The sequence below is a fragment of the Streptomyces blastmyceticus genome, assembly GCF_039521185.1.
Classification (GTDB): Bacteria; Actinomycetota; Actinomycetes; order Streptomycetales; family Streptomycetaceae; genus Streptomyces; species Streptomyces blastmyceticus.
Genome location: NZ_BAAABW010000023.1, coordinates 55,815 through 76,623 on the forward strand (window position 1 = coordinate 55,815; position 20,809 = coordinate 76,623).

Consider the following 20,809-nt stretch of genomic DNA (forward strand, 5'->3'; position numbering starts at 1 on the left):
GTGCTGCCGCGCAAATGCAAATGCCCCACCAACGAGCCCTGTCGGCAAGGGGTCTGCTTTGCTAAAGTGTCTGGCGAAGTGTCCGTCAGGAACACGGCCGGGGGTCATCGGGGATGGACCGCAAATACATATGATCGGCCGCTTCCCAAGGTCGTCGAACGCGACCTTCCACTGACCGGAACAGCGAGCCGACGAGCCGTACACCGGGGCATCCCGGCCTGTGATCGGGCCGAAATCATGGTTGTTTCCCCGACCGCGGTCGCCTGCCGGTCGGGCCCGTACAGGGGCGCGCATGAGAATGTTTCGGGCGGTGCGGGATTTCCCTCTGGCATTGCGGTTGCTATTCATCAATCAGTTTGGCGTCGACATCGGCTTCTGCGTCCTGATCCCTTTTCTCGCAAAGTATTTGGAACAGGATCTCGGGATGTCGGCGGCCCTGGTCGGACTCGTGCTCGCCGTACGGAACCTCAGCCAGCAGGGGCTGTTCGTCGTCGGCGGCACCGCGGCCGACCGGCTCGGCGCGCGCACGGTGATCGTCACCGGGTGCGCCCTGCGGACCGCGGGCTTCGCCCTCTTCGCCTTCGGGAACTCCCTGCCCCTGCTGCTGGCCGCCTCCGTGCTCAGCAGCCTGGCGGGGGCGCTGTTCTATCCCGCCGTACGCGCCTACGTCGCCCAGGAGATGGGGGAGCGTCAGGCCGAGGCGTTCGCGCTGCTCAACGTCTTCGCCACCAGCGGCTGGCTGATCGGACTCCTGCTCGGCAGCCTGCTGTTCCTCGCGGACATCCGGGTCTGCGCGCTGGCCGTCTCCGGCTTCTTCACCCTGCTGACGATCGCCCAGGCACTCACTCTCCCGGCGCGCAAGACCGTCCACGCGCCCGAGACGGTCCTCGCGGACTGGCGCGAGGTGCTCGGCAACCGCCGCTTCCTGTGCTTCTCCCTCGCCGCCACCGGCATGGTCGTCATGGAGAACCAGCTCTTCGTCCTGCTGCCCGAGGGCGCGCGCACCGTGTCCGGCTGGAACGGCGCGGCCGGGCTGCTGCTGGCCTCCGGCGCCGTCGTCCACCTGCTCTTCCAACTCCCGATCACCAGAACGCTGGAGAGACGCGGCGGCGGCGCGCGCTGGCTGGGGGCCGGGATCGCCCTGATAGGGGCCGGCTTCGTGCCGCCCCTGCTGGTCTGCGCCACGACCCGGCCGGACGGCCCCGGGCAGGGCATCGCCAGGCTCGCCGTCATGATCACCGGTGCGCTGCTGCTCTACGCCGGGGGCATGATCGCCTATCCGTCGGCCATGGAGGTCATCCCCCGGTTCGGCCGCGAGCGGCTGACCGGAACGTACTTCGGGCTCTTCTACATGCTGTCGGGCACGGCGGCGGTCGGCGGCAACGCCGTCGTCGGCTGGGCGATGGACCTCGCCGACTGCACCGGCAGGCGCTGGCTGCCCTGGCTGTGCTGCGTGGGCTTCGGGCTGACGTCGGCCGTGGCCGTCAACTGGCTCTACCGCGCCCGGGTGCTGCCCCGCGCGCCCGCCGCGGTGCCGCGGCCCGCGATCGAGGGCCCGGCCCGGCTGCCCGGCCCGGCGCACGCCCCCGACGAGGCACGGGAGCAGCCTCCCCGCTGAGCCCGGTGACCACCCCGCCGTACGGGCCGGGCCGGCCGCGCCCGGCCGCATCACGTCTTGCGCGCCCGCGCGGACCCCTGCAAGGTCGAGGCAACGAGCACGAGGAGCAGGAGGAGGCGGACGACCGTGCCCATCGCGACGGTGAACCCCGCGAACGGCGAGACGCTCAGGACCTTCGACGAGCTCGGAGCGGACGGGATCGAGCGATGCCTGGCCGCCGCGGTCTCGGCGTTCCGGCGCTACCGCACCACCGACCTCCCCGAGCGGGCGCGGCTGATGAGCCGCGCCGCGGACCTCCTGGAGGAGGACCAGGAGACCATCGCCCGCACCATGACCACCGAGATGGGCAAGCCCCTGGCCGCCGCCCGGGCCGAGGCGGCCAAGTGCGTGAAGGCGATGCGCTGGTACGCCGGGCACGCCGAGATCCTGCTGGCCGACGAATACCCCTCCGACACCGAGGTGAAGGACTCCGGCGCGGCCCGCGCCCGGGTCCACTACCGCCCCCTGGGCGCGGTCCTCGCGGTCATGCCGTGGAACTTCCCGCTGTGGCAGGTCGTGCGCTTCGCGGCCCCCGCCCTGATGGCGGGCAACGTCGGCCTGCTCAAGCACGCCTCCAACGTGCCGCAGACCGCGCTCTATCTGGAGGACCTCTTCCGCCGCGCCGGATACCCCGAGGGGTGCTTCCAGACGCTGCTCGTGGGCTCCCGCGCCGTCGAGGGCATCCTCCGCGACCCCAGGGTCGCTGCCGCGACGCTCACCGGGAGCGAACCGGCGGGCCGGTCCGTGGCCGCGATCGCCGGCGACGAGATCAAGAAGACCGTCCTCGAACTCGGCGGCAGCGACCCGTACGTCGTGATGCCGTCGGCCGACCTCGACCGCGCCGTACGCACCGCGGTGACCGCCCGCGTGCAGAACAACGGGCAGTCCTGCATCGCCGCCAAGCGCTTCATCGTCCACACCGACGTCTACGACCACTTCGCCGAGGGCTTCACGGCCCGCATGGCGGCGCTGACCGTCGGTGACCCCATGGCCGACACCACCGACGTCGGCCCCCTCGCCAGCGAGCAGGGGCGGGCCGACCTGGAGGAACTGGTCGACGACGCAGTGCGCCGTGGCGCCGCGGCGCTGTGCGGCGGCGGGCGGCCGAAGGGGCTGGACGCGGGCTGGTTCTACGAACCGACGGTCCTCGCCGGGATCACCCCCGATATGCGGATCCACCACGAGGAGGCGTTCGGCCCGGTGGCGACGCTCTACCGGGTGGGCGGGCTCGACGAGGCGGTGGAGCTCGCCAACGACACCCCCTTCGGGCTGAGCTCCAATGTCTGGACCCGCGACCCGGGGGAGCAGGAGCGCTTCGCGCGGGACATCGAGGCCGGTGGTGTCTTCTTCAACGGCATGACCGCCTCGCACCCCGCGCTGCCGTTCGGCGGGGTCAAGCGCTCCGGCTACGGCCGGGAGCTGTCGGGGCACGGGATCCGCGAGTTCTGCAACATCACCACCGTGTGGCACGGGGCGGACCCGGAGGCCTGAGCCCCCGTCCCCACCGCCTCCGGGAAGGCCGTCCCTCCCGGCCTTCCCGGGCGCGGCCGCTCCACCGATGGCACGATGCCGCCGCATCTGGTCACCTGGAAGGGGTAGCCGGATCCACGGGCCCCGGGGGTTCCGGCCCCCGGGTGGACGGCACTGTTCCGTCGAAGGAGAACCCCATGACCACTGCCACAGCCACCGACACCGGCACGCTGCGCGACCTGCTGCAGGCGCCGGGCCCCTTCCTGTCGGTGTACTTCGACCGTGAGGCGCGGCCCCAGCTGGCACAGGCGGCCCAGTCCCGGTGGCGCGGCCTGACCGGTCGGCTGGCCGAGGAGGGAGCCGCCCCGGCCACCCTGGACGCCCTCACCTCCGAGGTCATGGACCGGCTGCCCGGCACCGGGGTGCTGGCCGCCTTCGCGGCGGAGGGCAAGGTGCGGCACGTCGTCGAGCTGCCCGGCGGCGGACACGGCGACCTCGCGATGTCGGGGCCCCTCCCGCACCTGCTGCCCCTGATGGAGTGGCGCCAGGACCACCCGGCCCACGTGGTCGTCGTCGTGGACCGCTCCGGAGCCGACCTGCTGCTGTACGCGGAGGGCTCCACCGAGCCCGTACGCCGCACGGTCACCGGCCCCGACGACGAGATCGGGCGCAGCTCCGGGCTGCCCCAGATGCGCTTCCAGCACCGGGCCGAGGACTCCTGGGAGCACAACGCCACCGCGGTCGCCGACGCCGTGGCCGAGGCCCTCGGAGAGGTCTCCGCGCGCCTCCTCCTGGTCGCCGGCGATGTACGGGCCCGGCAGTACCTGACCAAACACCTCCCGTCCCGGGTCCTGCGCGACGTGTCCATCGGCCAGGTCAGCGGCGGCCGCAGCGAGGACGGCTCCGGCGGCGGGCGTGCGGCCCAGGTGGCGGCCGAGGCGTCCGCGGCCGCCCGGGAGGAGACCGCCGAACTGCTGCGCCGCCTCGACGAGGAGCGCGCACCGGGCGGCCACGCCGTGGAAGGCGTCCACGAGACCCTGGAGGCACTGGCCGCGGGCAGGGTCGGCACCCTGGCCGTCACCGACGACCCCCGGGACGCCCGCACGGCCTGGTTCGGGACCTCGCCCACCGATGTCTACGAACGCCACGAGGACTTCGTGCCCAACGGCAGCGGCCCGCTCGTCAGCGGCCGCCTGGCCGACGTCGCCGTCCGCTCCGCGCTGCTCACCGGCGCCGACGTACGCATCCTGGAGCCGGACACCCCCGGCGCCCCGTCGCAGGGCACCGGCGGCATCTGCCGCTTCGGCTGACCTCGCGGGCGCTCAGGGCGCCATCGTGCGCAGCGTCTGTTCCCGTACGGCGTCGAGGAAAGCCGGGACGTCCTCCATTTTCGTCCCCAGACACTCCACGATCAGCCCCATGACATCGCCCGCCGAGAGCGCGCCCACCACCGGATGCACATGGGCGAGCTCCACCCGCTGCTCGATCCGCTCGACGAAGAGCAGCGCCAGGGCGAGTTCCGGCACATTGCCGGTGTTGCCGTATGTGAAGTCCTTCTTGACGACCCACATCTGCGGGATGACGGCCCCATAAACAATGATGTGGGCCAGCGCGAACATGGCCCGCGCCGTCTCCCGCGCCGACCGCTCGTCCTCGTCCAGACCCTGGAGAGCGGCGATGGCGTCCATGTCCTCCGCGAGATGCGCCTGGATCAGTGCCACGCCGTGGAGCACTTCGTCCTTCGTGTAGGGGCGCTTCCGCCTGTCGCTCACTGTCCACCAACTCCTGCTTCACCGTGGCTCCGTCGCGGTGCGCCCAGTCTGGCAGGCACCCGGCCGCTCCCGCAGGGCGTTGGAATGCCCGGCCGCGAACGCAATGCGAAACCGGCTCTCCCACCCGTTCGGCCCAATTGACTGTGGGCCGTCCGGGGTAGGGGGAGAGTGGTCACCGGGCCCGGTCCGGCGTTCCGTCAGGACCGGGAATTCCCTTCCGAGCACCGCGAACGCGAGCGCATGCGGGGGCGTCATGAGCACACCGGCTCCGATTCGGATCCTGCGCGGCACCGATTTGCTGGACCTCACCTTCACTTTCCCCGGCCTGACATTCCAGGGCGGCCCGGGGCCCCGGCGGCTGGTCCGGGCGGATCCCCAAGCGGACGCCCTCCTCGTCGTCACCTTCGGACCGCAGCACGTGGTGGAGCAGGCATTCGACGCGGAACTGCCCACCGAACCGAAAGACTTGCCCGTCGAATCACTCATCAGCGGCAAAAGCGTGCTCGTCTTCGAAGTCGGCGCGCAGGACGCCGTCGACTACGACGAAGGCGGGCTGCTCGACGCGATGGGACGCCTGCCGCTCAGGGTCGTCGATGCCGCCCGCGAACCGGACACCGCCCCCGTCGCTGTCCTGCGGCTCCCGGGGCCCGCACCCGACGGCACCGGCGACCCCACCGCCCGGGCCGTCTCCCTCGTGCGCCTCCTGCGCACCACCGCCGAACTGAGCGCGCGCTACGGGGCCGAGGCCACCCTCGCGGCGGCCGGAGCGGTCGTCGAGAGAGCCGCCACCGCGGGCCCCCAGGACCCGCTGTCCGACCCCGCCCATCCCTTCACCGGCGTCGAACTTCCCTACCGGCTCTGCCTTTCACCCACCCAGAAGGCGCGGTGGAGCCACCGGGGAACCGTCGCCGACCCCGCGCCCGGCGAGCGGGTCGAGCTCTGGCACACCCGGTCGACCGGCGCCACCGCCCGCGCCGTGTGGAACCGCGACCGTGGCGCCGACCCCGGCGCCCCCGCAGACTTCCGGCAGCCGCTGACCGCACAGGACCGCGGCTGGATCGTCGACCTCACCTCCGGCGCCGGGCTCACCACCCCCGGGGCGAAGCCCTATGTGCCGCTGCCGATCGCCGTCGACAAGCTGATGCTGTCGGCCATGGGCGGCTGGCTCGACAGCCTGGGGGAGTGGCCCGAGCGGCCCACCGGGATTCCGCTCAGCGAGTGGCGGCACCGCGCCGCACTCGGCAGGGACCACTACGTCAGGGTGATGTACGCGGGCTTCCTCTGCCCCTTCGGCCACCGGGCCGACCTCGTCAAGGTCACCGAGCGCACCTTCGGCGACCCGCGCGCCGCCTATCTCTCCCAGCGGTTCTTCATCGTCGTCCGCCGGCCGCTGCGCATCTACGACCCCGGCCGTCCCCTCCCGGCCGGACCCGGCGACACCGGTGAACTGACCAACGTCCTCTTCCCGTTCACCCAGGTCCACCTCGACACCCTCGTCACGCCCGACCTCACCGACGTGCCACCCGGCATCGAGGCGTTCTTCCCCGCCACCCGCGCCGAGAGCCCGTTCCGGTTCAAGGCCACCGCGGTGGACCACGACGGGCGGACCGTGGAATTCCGCACACCGCTGAAGTTCGTCCCCGACACCCTCGCCACCGGCACCGCGCTCACCACGGTCGTCGCCGACTACAACAACGAGGACCCCCGCCACCCCCTGGCCCCCACCCTCCAGGTCGACCCGCCCCCGCGGACCAGCGCCGCCCTGCTCGGCCAGTCCGTGGCGCTCGCGCCCAGCGCCAAACCCGACGACACCCGCCTCGACGTCGCCGACCTGGTGTGGGGCATGGTCGCGCCACCGGCCCTGGCCCAGCAGGACCCGGCGCACCCGGGCGAGGCCGCCTTCATCCCTCAACTCCGCTGGGCGAACGTCACGGTGCCCGCCGTCGGCCACCTCACCGGCGCGAACACCACCGTGCCCGTCCGCTACGCCGAGCGCTACGCCCTGTCCGCCTTCCAGCAGATCACCCAGGGCGCGCGCACGGCCAACAAGGGCGAGGTCTTCCTCAGCCTGCTCACCGACCCGCACAACCCGCTCACCATGAACTTCAACGGCCAAAGCGACCGCTCCGGCGGACTGGTGGCACCCAGCTTCGACGTGGCCGGGCTCTCCCGCAGGACCGGACCGGTCTCCGGCGTCGCGGCCGCCGGCGCCGACGCCCTCGCGAAGATCGCCGACGGCACCTTCGAACCCACCGACTACTTCCACGTCTCCGACGTCCTCGGGCTGCTGGGCGCCAATCTGCTGGGCGTCGTCCCCCTCGCCGAGATCATCAAGCCCGCCGGACTCGACCAGCCCCTGAAAGTACCCAACTTCTTCACCGAGACCGTCAACGCCGTCACCGGCTTCCTGTCCGACCTGAGCCGGATCCGCGCCCTGGTCCTCAACGAGGCCGACCGCTACCCGCCCGCCGCGCGGCAGGTCGCCGACACCGCCCAGGCCCTGGTCACCACGGTCGGCGACTTCCTCGCCCAACGCCTCGCCGGAGCCCAGGGCCCGCTCACGATGCAGGACGTCGACCGCGCCTTCGACGCCTTCTCCACGGCCCTCACCGACCTCCTCAACACCCTTCCCCAGGGCGCCGACCCCGGCGTCCGCGCCCTGCTCGCCCGCGTCCGGCAACAGGTCGCCACCTGGAACAACGCCGCCGGACAAGTACTCTCCCTGCGCCAGGCAGTGGAGAAGGCCGCGGACGCCGCGAAACTCCCCGAGACCGTCAACGCCCGGCTGGAGTGGAACCCGCAGATCCAGCCCTGGACACCGCCCGGCGCCGGCGGACCCGTCTTCGTCCCCGACCCCGACGGACGGTTCTCCGTCGTCGTCGACCTCCGCGGGTCGCTGCGCCCCGACCTGTCCTCCGGCGCCGACGTCACCTGCTCCCTGGAGAAGTTCAAACTTCTCCTCGTGCCCGGCTTCAACGCCCTCGAACTCGACTTCGAGCACATCCGCTTCACCGCGCGGGCCGGCAAGAAGCTCGACGTCGACGTCGCCTTCAAGGGCGTCCACTTCATCGGCCCGCTGTCCTTCGTGGAGACCCTGCGGCGGCTCATTCCCCTCGACGGGTTCAGCGACCCGCCCGGCCTCCAGGTCACCCCCTCCGGCATCGTCGCCTCGTACGGACTGCCGCTGCCCAACCTCGCGATCGGCGTGTTCAGCCTGGAGAACATCCGCCTCGACGCCTCCCTCGACCTGCCCTTCGTCGGACGGGCGATGGAGGCCGGCTTCTCCTTCTGCACCCGGCAGGCGCCCTTCCGGCTCACCGTCTCCCTGCTCGGCGGCGGCGGATTCTTCGGGATCGTCCTCACCCCGCAGCGCATCGCGGTGCTCGAAGCGGCGCTGGAGTTCGGCGCCGCCCTGTCCATGGACTTCGGCGTCGCGAGCGGCAGCCTGTCGGTGATGGCGGGCATCTACTACCGGCTGGAGATCGACACCGGGGAGTCCCGGCTCACCGGATACTTCCGGGCCCGCGGCGAGGTCGACGTCCTCGGCATCGTCTCCGCCTCCGTGGAGCTCTACCTCGAACTCACCTGGGACATGGGCACCCACACCGTCTTCGGCCGGGCGCGGATCACCATCAGCGTCCACATCGGCTTCTGGTCGCAGTCGGTGACCATCGAGTGCGAGAAGCGGTTCGTGGGCTCCGGACCCACCACCCTCACCGCCCTCCCCGGCGCGGCGGACCCCGTACGGCCGCCCGCCTTCGCCGAGATGATGGCGCCCTACACCGACCCGGTGACCGGCGACACGCGCGTTCCCGTCGACGAATACTGCACCGCTTTCGCGGAGGTGAGCTGAGCCATGCCCGAGACGATCCGGTGGACCGTACTGCCCGACGGGGTGAGCGCCCAGGGCAAGCTCCGGCTGACCGTCCTGGTCAGCCCGCGCCTGACCGGTGGAGGCACGCTGAACGACTTCGCGGGCTTCCTCGACTGGCCGACGACCCTCGCCGCCTACGCCAGGGCGCTCCAGGTGGAGTTCGCCCCGCCCGGCGGCGGCACCGGCACCGCCGTGCCCACCGAGCCGCGCACGGACCGCTACCCGCCGCCCGACAGCACCCTGTGGCAGCAGCTCTTCCGCCCCGACACCAAGGTGACCGACCCCACCCGGCCCACCGCCCTCGCCCAGGGTGTCCCCCCGACGCTCCGCTCCTTCCCCAGCAAGGCCGTCCACGGACAGATCGGCAACCTCTACCAGGTCGCCGTGACGACCACCGCCCGCAGCAGGGCCTTCCCCGGCAGCGGCGGCGAGGACCGTGCCGAAGGCACACCCGCCCCACCGCCCACCTGGGACCTTCCCGACCTCTTCGACCTCCTCGTCCCCCTCAATGAGCGCATCAGGACCCTCGCCAGAGCCGTCGAATCGACCTACGGGCAGCTCGACCACCTCATCCAGGGCACGGCCGGCATCAGCACCGACCCCTACCGGCCCCGCTGTATGGACCGCTCCGCCCCCGGCTACCAGGGCGACAGCGCCATGCTCAACTTCGCCGAGCTGTACCGCTTCTACGACCGGCGGCCCGCCCCCGCGGCCCCCGCCGAGGCCGCCCCCACCCCCGACCCGCCACAGCGCCCCGACCTCGACTTCCACGCCGCCTGCGCCCTCCTCGCGGACCACCCCGAACTGCTGCGCCGCTTCGGCCTCGCCCTCGACCTGCTCGTCACCCCGCCACCGGGCCTCGCCGACCAGTGGCAGGCACGCGTGACCTTCACCGCCCCGCAAGGACGGCTCGACACGGACGAGAGCCTGCGGCCCTGGACCAGGCTGCGCTACGTCGCGGGCGCGCGCTGCGAGGCGTACGCGGAGGACACCGGCCCGTACGGCCGCCGGATGCTCGGGCTCGGCACCGACGCCGTGCACGTCACCGACCTCGACGTGGACGGCGCGGCGATGAAGTTCGTCGAGTTCGCCCGGATCGTCGGACAGACACAGATCGGCCCGGCCGATCCCACCGGGCCCGGCTCCGTCGCCCCCGACGTCACCGCCCTGCCCGCGCTGCACGGCGCCGGGATCACCGTTCTGTACGAAGGCCGCGACGCCTCGCTCGCCCAGCAGATGGAGGACGACGCCCGGCACACCGCGGGCGTCGGCCCCGGACCCGGGCCCGGCACCGCGGTCCCCGCCGCCCTGCTCGACGCCTCGCACCTCGTCCGCGGCTACCGCGTCGACGTCGGCGTCGTCGACGACATCACCGGCCACATCACCGCCTGGCACCCGCTGTGCGCACGGACCGGCAGCTACGCCCTCCGACGGCCCGGACAGGCACCCGTCCCGCTGACCGTGGCACCCGACGAAGGACACGTCAAAGCCAGCGCGGTCACCCAGGACAAGGTCCACACCGACCAGCTCTACGTCCACCAGGCGCTGTTCGGCTGGCACGGCTGGTCCCTCGCGGCCCCGCCGCCCGGCCGGACCATCGGCCTCGACGACCGGCCGCAGATCTCCGACCCCGAGGTCTCCGCGGACTTCCCCCTCGACGCCCGGTTCCGGCCCACCGCCGGCACCCTGCCCGCGCTGCGCTACCGCCGCACCTACCGGCTGCGCGCCCGCCTCACCGACCTCGCCGGGAACAGCCTCGGCCCCGACACCGACCCCGCCGGCGCCGAGGGCACCATGACGGCACCCCTCACCTACAGCCGGTGGGAGCCCGTACCACCCCCCGTCGTCGTGCCCCGCTGGCCCTTCCTGGAAGGCGAGTCGGAGCCACGGCTCGTCGTCCGCTCCACCGTCGAGGACGACGGCACCCCCGTATCGCCGGTCCTGTGGGCGCTGCGCAGGAACGCCGAGGTCCCCGACCACGAGCAGCACTCACCCGCCGACGGGCTCGACCGGCGCTACCGCCCCTTCGACGAACGCCACATCAGCCCCCCGAAGACCGCCCTGCAGATGGCCGAGCAGCACGGGATGTACGACGCCGCCTTCGGCCCCGGTGCCTCGGCCGGAGCGCGCCACCAGTACTTCGCGTCGGCGTCCCGCGAGGCCGGCACCTACCTCGACACCCTCGTCAGCTTCCCGGAGAACCCGAGTCTGACCCGCGACCTCAAGTTCTTCGGCGAGATCCACGTCGCCAAGCACGACCCGCACGACACCGAACCGCTCACCGAACTCCCCGTGCCACGCGGCGACGGGCTCAAGCAGGGCGAGTACGTCGTCCACGACGCGGCCCAGCTGCTCCTGCCCTATCTGCCCGACGTCCCGGCCCGCGGCGTCTCGTTCCGCGGGCTGCCCGGCGCGGACCCCAACGAGACCTACGACTTCCCCGGCCCCTGGCCGCAGGCGCAGCCCCTGCGCCTGCGGATCGAGGAGGGCACCGGGCGGCCCGACTGGCCGCTGCTCGGCCGCCAGTTGACCGTGTACCTGCCCAAGGCCGAGGTCGCCACCGTCCGGATGAGCTGCCGGATCGACGCCGCCGACCTCGACGTCTTCCGCGCCTGGCAGCTCCTCACCGGCTCCCCGCTGTGGAACGACCCCGTCACCGGGCTGCCGCAGCAGAAGAAGGACGAGCTGACCGCCGCCTCCGCCGCCGGCGAGAACTGGATGATCACCCCCTGGGTGGAGCTCACCCTCGTCCACGCCGTCGAAAAGCCCCTGGAACGACCGGTGCTGAGCGACCTGACCTTCCTCCGCGCCGCCGAGGAGACCTTCACCGGCCTCGTCGGCAGCGTGACGTCGCACGCGAAGAGCACCGGCCGGATCGACGTCGACGCCACCTGGACCGAGTGGTCCGACGACATCACCCAGGACGCGCCCGAACAGGTCACCGGCCACGCCCACGCCGGTGACCTCACCCTCCAGCCCTGGCAGGACCAGCACTCCCTGGCCGGGATCCGCCATGAATTCCGGGACACCCGGCACCGCAACATCACCTACACCCCCACCGCCACCACCCGCTTCCGCGAGTACTTCCATCCGGCGATCACCGACCGGCCCGAGCTCATCACCAGGACCGGGCCCGCCGGCGCAGGGCCGACCGGACAGGGCTGGCCCGTCCCCAGCTCGCGCCGGCCAGAACCGCCCGTGGTCAGCCACCTCGTCCCCACCTTCCGCTGGGAGAGCTCCGTCGACCACGCACAGCACCGGGTGACCCGGATCCGGCGGCGCGCCGGAGTCCGCGTCTACCTCGAACGCCCCTGGTTCTCCTCGGGTGACGACGAACTCCTCGCCCTCGTGCTCGACCCCGGCACCGACCTGCCCGACGAGCTCGTCACCCGGTGCGCCGCCGACCCCGTGGGAGCGGACGCGACCGTCCTGCCCCACCTCACCCCGGCCCACTTCCCGAACGCGGCCCTCAGCGCCACCGGTGTGCCGACGGCCGAGCTCGTCGCCGGGGCCCCGGCCTCCGTCACGGTCGTCGCCTTCACCCCGGTCTTCGACCAGCGGCAGCGGCTGTGGTATTGCGACATCGATGTCGACCTGGGCCAATCCGCCGACGACACCGCCTACTTCCCCTACCTGCGGCCCGCGCTCGCCCGCTACCAGCCGTACTCCGTCGCCCCGCTCCACCTGTCCAAGGTGGTCCTCGGCGAGTTCGGCCAGCTGGTGCCAGACCGCACGGCCGGCGCGGCCATGACGGCGAGCGGCCGGTTCCGGATCGAGCTGAGCGGGCCCGCCACCGTGAACGCCGTCGGCAAGCGGGCCGGTCCCGGGCAGCCGGGCATGGCCGCGAGCCGCCGCGTCGTCGCCTCCGTCCAGCAGCGCCCACTGACCGGCGGCGACCTCGACTGGACCGACACCGGCGCCGTACTCGAACTCACCTGCGTCGCCCGCGGCACCGGCTTCGCCTGGACCGGCGACCTCACCCCGCCTGCCCCTCAGCTCCCGCAGCTCTCCTCGTTCCGGCTAAGGATCGAGGAGTACGAGACCTACCTGACCGACCGGACCACGGCCACCGGCACGGTCACCGCGGGCGGCACCGCGCTGCCGGTCGGCCACCGGCTCGTCCACGCCGACCACTTCGCCCTGGCCACGACGCTGCTCGGGGGGATCGTCCTGCAGGAGTGAGGGGCGGGCGTACGGGAGGGTTCAGCGTCCCCAGCGGAGGCCCGGGGTCTGCACCGGCGCGTCCCACAGCCGCAACAGCTCCTCGTCCACCTGACACAGCGTCACCGACGCGCCCGCCATGTCGAGGGACGTGACGTAGTCGCCCACCAGCGTGCGGGCGACCGCCACGCCCCGCGCGGCCAGCACCCGGTGGACCTCCGCGGTGAAGCCGTACAGCTCCAGCAACGGGGTCGCCCCCGCCCCGTTGACCAGCAGCAGTACCGGGCCGGTCGGCGGCAGATCCGTCAGCACCGCGTCCACGGCGAAGTCCGCGATCTCGCCGGACGTCATCATCGCCCGCCGCTCCCGGCCGGGCTCACCGTGGATGCCGACCCCCAGCTCCAGCTCCCCGGCCGGGAGGTCGAAGGTGGGGCTGCCCTTGGCCGGGGTCGTACAGGCACCGAGGGCCACGCCGAAGCTGCGCGATGACTCGTTCACCCGCCGGGCGAGTGCCTCCACCCGCTCCAGCGGCGCCCCCTCCTCGGCCGCCGCGCCCGCGATCTTCTCCACGAAAAGAGTGGCGCCGGTGCCCCGGCGCCCGGCCGTGAAGAGGCTGTCCGTCACCGCGACGTCGTCGTTGACGAGCACGCTGGCGACCTGGATGCCCTCGTCCTCGGCCAGTTCGGCGGCCATGTTGAAGTTGAGGACGTCGCCGGTGTAGTTCTTCACGATGAACAGCACGCCCCGGCCACTGTCCACGGCGGCCGCCGCGCGCACCATCTGGTCCGGAACGGGCGAGGTGAATACCTCGCCGGCGCACGCGGCATCCAGCATCCCGTGCCCCACGAACCCCCCGTGCAACGGCTCATGCCCGGACCCACCCCCCGAAACCAGCCCCACCTTCCCCGCGACGGGCGCGTCCCGCCGCACGACGACCCGCCCCTCGACGTCGACGGCCAACTCGGGATGCGCGAGCGCCATGCCGCGAAGGGCGTCGGCGACGACGGTTTCGGGGGTGTTGATGAGCATCTTCACGGGGGCTCCTGGGGTTATGGGAGGTCAGGCCCGTGACCTGCGTTTCCGCAGGCCGGTGGTGGTGAACAGGCTAGCCGGGGTAAGGGAGGGGGCAGAAGGCGCGCCGTACCTCTGTGCGGCGTCGGTCTGAACGGCCGTCCTCCCGGCGTCGAGGACCCGCGGAACCTTCCCCGGCGGGGGGCGTTTGCAGTGGACCGGATGTCCCGGTCATGTAGGCAGGAGGTAATCGCCATGCCCGTTGAACCTGTCCTTGTCACCGGCGCCGGTGGTGGCGTCGGCGGAGTCGGACGAAGGATCCTGGAGCGGTTGCGGGCACGGAACGTGCCCGTCAGGGCTCTCGTACACCACGACGATGAACGCGCCTCGGAGCTGCGGGCGATGGGCGGGGTGGAGGTGATGGTCGGTGACCTCACCCGTGGTGCGGACGTGGTCAAGGCACTGGCCGGCTGCCCCCGGGCCTACTTCGGGATGAGCGTGTCGCCCGTCTTCCTGGAGGCCGCGGCGACGGTGGCAGCCGCCGCCCGGGAGAGCGTCGGCCTGGAACTGCTGGTGAGCATCTCGCAGATGACCGTCTCGCAGATGGACCTCGCCGGCGACGCCGAGTCCCGGCAGCAGCGACTGCACTACCTTGCCGAACACATCCTCGACTGGTCCGGGGCGCCGGTCCTCCACGTCCGGCCCACGGTGTTCATGGAGAATCCGCTCTTCGCCAGGGTGGCGGCCGCTTCGATCCGGCGGGACGGCACGATCCGTCTCCCCTTCGGCTCGGCCCGGACCTCACCGGTCGCCGCCGCCGACGTGGCCGAGGTCGTCACGACACTCCTGCTCGACCCTGACCCCCGGACCCACCGCGTCTACGAGCTGACCGGGGCCCGATCCCGCGACATGACAGCCATCGCGGCCGAGTTCTCCGCTGCCCTGGGCCGCGAGGTGACCTACGTCGATGTGCCTTACCAGGAGTGGCTGGAGCACGACCTCAAGAACCAGGATCTGCCGGACCACGTGTTCGAGCACATCGCCACGATGGCCAGGCTGCATGGCGAGAACCGGTACGACCGGGCGACGAACGACGTCGCCGAACTTCTCGGTCGCCCCCCACTGGGGTTCGACACCGTGGTCAAGGACATGCTCGCCCGGTAGCCATGACCGGACGGGGATCGGCCAAGCCGCACATGATCAGAGGAGTACCGTGAAGATTTCCAGTGCGTTCGCCTCCTCCTTGGAGGCACCCGCTCACATCGCTGCCGCCGAGCGGCTCGGCTACGAGCGTGCGTGGCTCTACGACACTCCCCACCAGAGTCCCGACGTGTGGATGCTGCTGGCTCTCGCGGCGGAACGCACCGAGCGCATCGGCCTCGGGCCGGGAGTGCTGGTACCGACTCTCCGCCACCCCATGGTCAACGCGGCCGGGGCCGCCGGTCTGGCCGCCCTCGCCCCGGGAAGGGCCGCTGTCGCCTTCGGAACCGGCTTCACCAGCGCACGCGCCATGGGGGCCAAGCCCGCCACGTGGGCGTATCTCCGTGAATACATCGCCGCGTTCCGAGGCCTGCTCGCGGGAGAGACCGTGGAATGGCAAGGCGCCCGCCTCCGCATGATGCATCCGTCCGGTCATGCCCCCGAGCGCCCGATCGACGTCCCGGTCGCCATCTCGGCCACGGGGCCCAAGGGGCTCGCCGTCGCCCGTGAGCTGGGCGACGGGCTCTTCTCCGTCAACGAGGAGACGTCGGGCGCCCGGGACTTCTCCTGGGCGGCGCTGACCGTTCACGGCACGGTACTGGCCCAGGGCGAAGCGCTGAACTCGCCGCACGTCATGGCCGCGGCGGGCCCGGGGAACGCGCTGGCCTACCACTTCCTTCACGAAGCCGGCCAGGACGTGCGCAACCTGCCAGGCGGCGAGCAGTGGTTGAAGTCGATCGGGCGCACCGATCCGCGGGACAGTCACTTGGCCGTCCACGAACAGCACTTGGTCGGGCTGAACGAGGCCGACCGCGCCGCCTGGCAGGCCGGAAGCTGGCAGGCGATTCCGCGCATGACGTTCACGGGAACCCGCGAAGAGGTTCGGCAGCGCCTTGCCGAGGTCGCCGGAGCAGGCGTGACCGAGCTGATCTACCAGCCCAGCGGACCCGACATCCCCGCCGAGCTCGAAGCGTTCCTCGAGGCCGCGACGGGGCTCTGACCTCCGCCCGCGGACGGCCCTCGCCACTCCAATGGCTCGACTCGGACGGGTCGGTCACCGGACCCGAGCCGATTCGCGGGCTCCAGGGGTAGCCTCCGGACAAACTGGCGCTCGTGTCCGGTACGAAAGTGGGCAGCGTTCGATGACTGAGAACTCCACCGTCCGCAGCGTGACCTACGACCTGCTGCGCTCTCTCCGGCTCACCACAGTCTTCGGGAATCCCGGGTCGACCGAGCAGACCTTCCTCCAGGAATTCCCCGACGACTTCACGTACGTCCTGGCATTGCAGGAGGCGTCGGCCATCGCGATGGCCGACGCCTTCGCGCAGGTCACCCGCCGCCCGGCGCTGGTCAACCTGCACTCCTCGGCAGGACTGGGCAACTCCCGAGGACCACCCGCTCTTCCGCGGCCCGCTCGGGATGTCCGTGAAGACCGTCAGCGACAGGCTGACCGGACACGACCTGGTGATCGTGATCGGCGCGGAGGTCTTCCGCTACTACCCCTACGTCCCCGGCGACTATCTCCTGGCCGGCACGGAGCTGCTGCACATCACCAACGACCCCTCCGTCGCCGCGTACGCGCGCATGGGCGACAGCATCCTCGGTGACACCAGGACGGCCGTCGAACTGCTCGTGGACCTGGTCGCGGACGGGGCCGCGCGTACCGCCCCGCAGCCGATGCCGCGCCCCCGCCTGCTCCCCCCGGCACCGAACAACCCGCTCACCCCGCCCGAGGTCTACGCCGCGCTCAGCAGGGTCAGGCCCCCCGACGCGGTCATCGTGAACGAGTCGACCTCCACGATGGCCCAGCAGGTCGAGTGGATCCCCACCGTCCGGTCCGGATCCTTCTTCGCCACGGCGAGCGGCGGCATCGGCTGGGGCACCCCCGCGGCCGTCGGGGTCGCCCTGGGCGACCGCGAGGGCGGCGTCACCCGCCCGGTGATCGGCCTGATCGGCGACGGCTCGTTCCAGTACTCCGTCCAGGGCATCTGGACGGCGGCCCAGCACCGGCTGCCGATCGTCTACGTGGTCATGCGCAACCACGAATACTCGATCCTCAAGTCCTTCGCCGAGCTGGAGGAGACGCCGGGCGTTCCGGGTCTCGACCTGCCCGGTCTCGACATCGCCTCCCTGGCCCGCGGATACGGATGCCGCGCGGCGGAGGTCGAGACCGCCGAAGACCTCGAGAAGGAGTTCACCGCGGCCCTGAACGCCGGCACCACGACCGTCATCGTGGTGTCCACCCGGCCCCAGAAGGCCATGCTGTAGCCGAAGAACAGGCCCGGCAGACCTCCCCGTCCGGGCACTGGCCGCCCATCCGGAGGCTTTCGAGGAACGTCTTGCCGGTCGTGGACCGGCGTTCGTGGGCGGCGTCGACTTTGCCGATGAGCCGCGAGATTCCCCCGGGAGTCTCGCGACTCCATGACCTCGGCTCCCTCGGCCCCCGATACCCGAGCCCGGTGGCCGCTGTCAGCCCGTAGCGTTCCGGATGCCCTTGCCGGGCAGCCGTGGCTACTTTCCAGCTGCCCGTTCGCATGAGCCCGTCGCCCAGCGAACCGCAGCCACCCGTCCACCCTGATACGCCCCCAAGAGGGGAGGAACGCCACGTGCTTCACGGTCTTTCCCGATGCGCGCTGCGCCTCGTTCTCGCGGCAGCAGTCGCCGTACTGCCGTCGCTGATCGTCACGTCCCCGGCCTCCGCTGTCCAGGTCGCCGGCTTCGCCGGCTCGTGCCCGACGGCCGGCTTCATCTCCGATCCCTACGGCGGATCCCGCGATCACGACGGCATCGACATAGCCAACAACTACGGCACGCCGATCTACGCCGTGGGCGACGGCGAGGTCATCAACTCCGGCCCTGCCCAGGGCTACGGCCAGTGGATCCGCATCCTGCACCCCGACGGAACGGTGACCGAGTACGGGCACATGTACCAGCGGGACGTCGCCGTCGGTGACCGGGTGACGGCCGGTCAGCGCATCGCGCTCATGGGTGCCGAGGGCCAGGCCGACGGTCCCCACCTCCACCTGCGGGTGCGGCGGGACACCAGCATGAGCCACGGCATCGACCCCATTCCCTACCTCGCGGAACGCGGCGTGACCATACCGTGCACGCCTGGCCAACGCCCCGGGCCCGCGCCGCTGGTGTATCCGGTGGGGTCGGGCCGGGTGGTGTCGGCGCGCTCGTCCGATGGCCGTCTGGAGGTGTTCGCGGCCGGTGCTGACGGGGTGCATCATGCCTGGCAGTCGCAGGTGAACGGTGGTTGGTCGGCGTGGGAGCGGCTGGGTGGTCCCGGTAACGCTCAGTTGGCGATCGCGCCGAATGCCGATGGGCGTCTGGAGGTGTTCGCGGTCAATGGTCAGGTTGCCCAGCACCGTTATCAGGTGTCTCCGTCGGGTGCCTGGTCGGACTGGGAGGATTTCGGTTCGGGCGGGAGCAGTGTGGCTGCGGGTGTGAATGCCGATGGCCGTATCGAGGTGTTCGCTTCGGGTCCGAAGGAGGTGTTCCACCGGTATCAGACCGCTCCCAACAGCGGTTGGTCGGGCTGGGAGCAGTCCGGCGGCGGTCCCGCGGGCAGCCGGGTGAAGGTGGAGAAGGCTCCCGACGGCCGTCTCGAGGTGTTCGCTCTCAACGGCAGTGTCTTCCAGCATCAGTACCAGACCGCTGTCAATGGTGGCTGGTCGCAGTGGGAGGACTTCGGCTCCGGCGGTCATGACGTGACTGTCAACCACAACGCCGATGGCCGCTTGGAGGTGTTCGCTTCCGGTCCTGTGGGGGTGTTCCACCGGTATCAGACGAGTCCGACGAGCTGGTCGGGCTGGGAGAAGACGGGCGGCCCCGCGAATTCCCAGCTCGCCGGCAACCGCACTGCCGACGGTCGTGTGGAGGTCTTCGCCATCAACGGTGAAGTCGCCATGCACACCTGGCAGAAGGACCTGAACGCCGCCTACAGCGACTGGGACAAATTCGGCACCGGCGGGACCGAGATCAACGCCGCCTCCAACGCCGATGGCCGTATCGAGGTCTTCGGGAGCGGTAAGGACGGGGTCCACCACAGGTGGCAGACCGGCTTCAGCACCTGGTCCGAATGGGACTGGGTCAACGGTTCCGGTCCCCCCATCACCTGAATCACCCTTCGAAGGGACAGCAGTTGACAAGAATTCAGCGCGTCCGGCGAGGGAGAACGACTTCGCCGACACGACGCGCTTTCCACCGTATCGTTCTGTCGGTACTCGCTTCACTGCTCCTCGCGGCGGGCATGGTCGTCGGCGCCTCACCGGCGCAGGCCGACGCGAGCGACTTATGCGCCCAGGTCGGCTACAACGCCGGCTGGCGCGGCGAGGCCCTGGAACTCGCCGTCGCCGTCGCACTGGCCGAGTCCAGTTGCAATCCGTCCGCGTCCAACACGACGAACAACACCCCTCCGTCGACCGACCGCGGGCTGTGGCAGATAAACAACTACTGGCACAAGGAGGTCGACGACGCCTGCGCCTACGACCCCCAGTGCAATGCGAACGCCGCATACCGCATATCCAACGGGGGGCGGAACTGGGGCCCGTGGTCCACGTACGTGCAGGGCGCTCACCTGCGGCACATGGGCGAGGCACGCGCCGCGGTGGCGCGTCTCGGGAATCCCGGCACAGGACCCGCGCCGTTGGTGTACCCGGCGAAGTCGGGTCGGGTGGTGTCCGCGAAGTCGTCCGATGGCCGTCTGGAGGTGTTCGCGGCCGGTGCGGACGGGGTGCATCACGCTTGGCAGTCGCAGGTGAACGGTGGTTGGTCGGCGTGGGAGCGGCTGGGTGGTCCCGGTAACGCTCAGTTGGCGATCGCGCCGAATGCCGATGGGCGTCTGGAGGTGTTCGCGGTCAATGGTCAGGTTGCCCAGCACCGTTATCAGATGTCTCCGTCGGGTGCCTGGTCGGACTGGGAGGATTTCGGTTCGGGCGGGAGCAGTGTGGCTGCGGGTGTGAATGCCGATGGTCGTATCGAGGTGTTCGCCTCGGGTCCGAAGGAGGTGTTCCACCGGTATCAGACCGCTCCCAACAGCGGTTGGTCGGGCTGGGAGCAATCGGGCGGTGGTCCCGCGGGCAGCCGGGTGAAGGTGGAGAAGTCCGTCGACGGGCGTCTGGAGGTGTTCGCGCTCAATGGGAACACGTTCCAGCATCTGTACCAGACGGCTGTCAACGGTGGCTGGTCGCAGTGGGAGACGGACTTCGGTGGCGGTGGTCATGACGTGACCGTCGATCACAATGCGGACGGGCGCTTGGAGGTGTTCGCTTCCGGTCCGGTGGGGGTGTTCCACCGGTATCAGACGAGTCCGACGAGTTGGTCGGGCTGGGAGAAGATGGGCGGTCCCGCGAATTCCCAGCTCACCAGCAGCCATAGTCCCGATGGGCGCGTGGAGGTCTTCGCCATCAACGGTGATGTCGCCATGCATATCTGGCAGAAGGATCTGAACGCCCCGTACAGCGACTGGGACAAATTCGGCACCGGTGGCACCGAGATCGCTGCCGCGACGAATGCCGATGGCCGTATCGAGGTCTTCGGGAGCGGTAAGGACGGGGTCCACCACAGGTGGCAGACCGGCTTCAGCACCTGGTCCGAATGGGACTGGGTCAACGGCTCCGGTCCCCCCATCACCTGACCCGGCACCCGCGGCCGGCCGGG

12 protein-coding genes and 1 pseudogene are annotated in these 20,809 nt (G+C 71.2%); 11 read left to right on the forward strand and 2 right to left on the reverse strand.

The window, feature by feature from the left end:
• The first annotated feature begins 292 nt into the window (after window positions 1-292).
• The 3 genes from ABD269_RS20515 (at window position 293) to ABD269_RS20525 (ending at window position 4,437) form a co-directional block, all read left to right on the forward strand.
• Complete coding sequence (locus tag ABD269_RS20515; protein ID WP_301889923.1) at window positions 293-1,618, forward strand: MFS transporter; 1,326 nt, start codon at window positions 293-295, stop codon at window positions 1,616-1,618.
• Window positions 1,619-1,744: 126 nt separating this feature from the next.
• Window positions 1,745-3,148 carry an NADP-dependent succinic semialdehyde dehydrogenase gene (locus ABD269_RS20520; protein WP_344119791.1) on the forward strand — a complete coding sequence of 468 codons (1,404 nt, stop codon included), beginning with the start codon at window positions 1,745-1,747 and terminating at the stop codon, window positions 3,146-3,148.
• Between the two features lie 176 nt (window positions 3,149-3,324).
• On the forward strand, window positions 3,325-4,437 hold the full coding sequence (locus ABD269_RS20525) for a baeRF2 domain-containing protein (RefSeq protein WP_301889925.1): 1,113 nt from the start codon (window positions 3,325-3,327) through the stop codon (window positions 4,435-4,437).
• A gap of 12 nt (window positions 4,438-4,449) precedes the next feature.
• On the opposite strand, the gene ABD269_RS20530 is transcribed toward ABD269_RS20525, so the two are convergent.
• Window positions 4,450-4,899 carry a DUF6224 family protein gene (locus ABD269_RS20530; RefSeq protein ID WP_344119794.1) on the reverse strand — a complete coding sequence of 150 codons (450 nt, stop codon included), beginning with the start codon at window positions 4,897-4,899 and terminating at the stop codon, window positions 4,450-4,452.
• 253 nt (window positions 4,900-5,152) lie between these two features.
• On the opposite strand from ABD269_RS20530, the gene ABD269_RS20535 reads away from it, so the two are divergent.
• Both ABD269_RS20535 and ABD269_RS20540 read left to right on the forward strand, forming a co-directional pair.
• On the forward strand, window positions 5,153-8,752 hold the full coding sequence (locus ABD269_RS20535; protein WP_344119796.1) for a hypothetical protein: 3,600 nt from the start codon (window positions 5,153-5,155) through the stop codon (window positions 8,750-8,752).
• Window positions 8,753-8,755: 3 nt separating this feature from the next.
• Window positions 8,756-12,955 carry a hypothetical protein gene (locus ABD269_RS20540; RefSeq protein WP_344119798.1) on the forward strand — a complete coding sequence of 1,400 codons (4,200 nt, stop codon included), beginning with the start codon at window positions 8,756-8,758 and terminating at the stop codon, window positions 12,953-12,955.
• Window positions 12,956-12,976: 21 nt separating this feature from the next.
• Here ABD269_RS20540 and dhaK read toward each other — a convergent pair whose 3' ends face one another.
• Entirely contained in the window at window positions 12,977-13,969 is a 993-nt protein-coding gene (gene dhaK / locus ABD269_RS20545; RefSeq protein ID WP_344119800.1) for a dihydroxyacetone kinase subunit DhaK, read from the reverse strand.
• Between the two features lie 231 nt (window positions 13,970-14,200).
• Between dhaK and ABD269_RS20550 the strand changes: the two genes are divergently transcribed.
• The 6 genes and pseudogenes from ABD269_RS20550 to ABD269_RS20570 all read left to right on the forward strand — a co-directional run bounded on the left by ABD269_RS20550 (window position 14,201) and on the right by ABD269_RS20570 (window position 20,786).
• A complete protein-coding gene (locus ABD269_RS20550) occupies window positions 14,201-15,109 on the forward strand; it encodes an NAD(P)H-binding protein (protein WP_344119802.1) in 909 nt (302 codons plus the stop codon).
• 49 nt (window positions 15,110-15,158) lie between these two features.
• Window positions 15,159-16,145 carry an LLM class flavin-dependent oxidoreductase gene (locus ABD269_RS20555; RefSeq protein WP_344119804.1) on the forward strand — a complete coding sequence of 329 codons (987 nt, stop codon included), beginning with the start codon at window positions 15,159-15,161 and terminating at the stop codon, window positions 16,143-16,145.
• A gap of 31 nt (window positions 16,146-16,176) precedes the next feature.
• Window positions 16,177-16,470 (forward strand): annotated as a pseudogene (locus tag ABD269_RS35400) (thiamine pyrophosphate-binding protein); the annotation flags it as partial.
• A complete protein-coding gene (locus ABD269_RS20560; RefSeq protein ID WP_344119841.1) occupies window positions 16,364-17,413 on the forward strand; it encodes a thiamine pyrophosphate-dependent enzyme in 1,050 nt (349 codons plus the stop codon). The pseudogene ABD269_RS35400 and the gene ABD269_RS20560, both read left to right, overlap by 107 nt.
• Before the next feature lie 338 nt (window positions 17,414-17,751).
• Window positions 17,752-19,269, forward strand: a complete 1,518-nt coding sequence (locus ABD269_RS20565; protein WP_344119806.1) for a DUF8189 domain-containing protein — start codon at window positions 17,752-17,754, stop codon at window positions 19,267-19,269.
• A 131-nt stretch (window positions 19,270-19,400) separates the two neighbouring features.
• On the forward strand, window positions 19,401-20,786 hold the full coding sequence (locus tag ABD269_RS20570) for a DUF8189 domain-containing protein (RefSeq protein WP_344119807.1): 1,386 nt from the start codon (window positions 19,401-19,403) through the stop codon (window positions 20,784-20,786).
• Window positions 20,787-20,809: the final 23 nt, after the last annotated feature.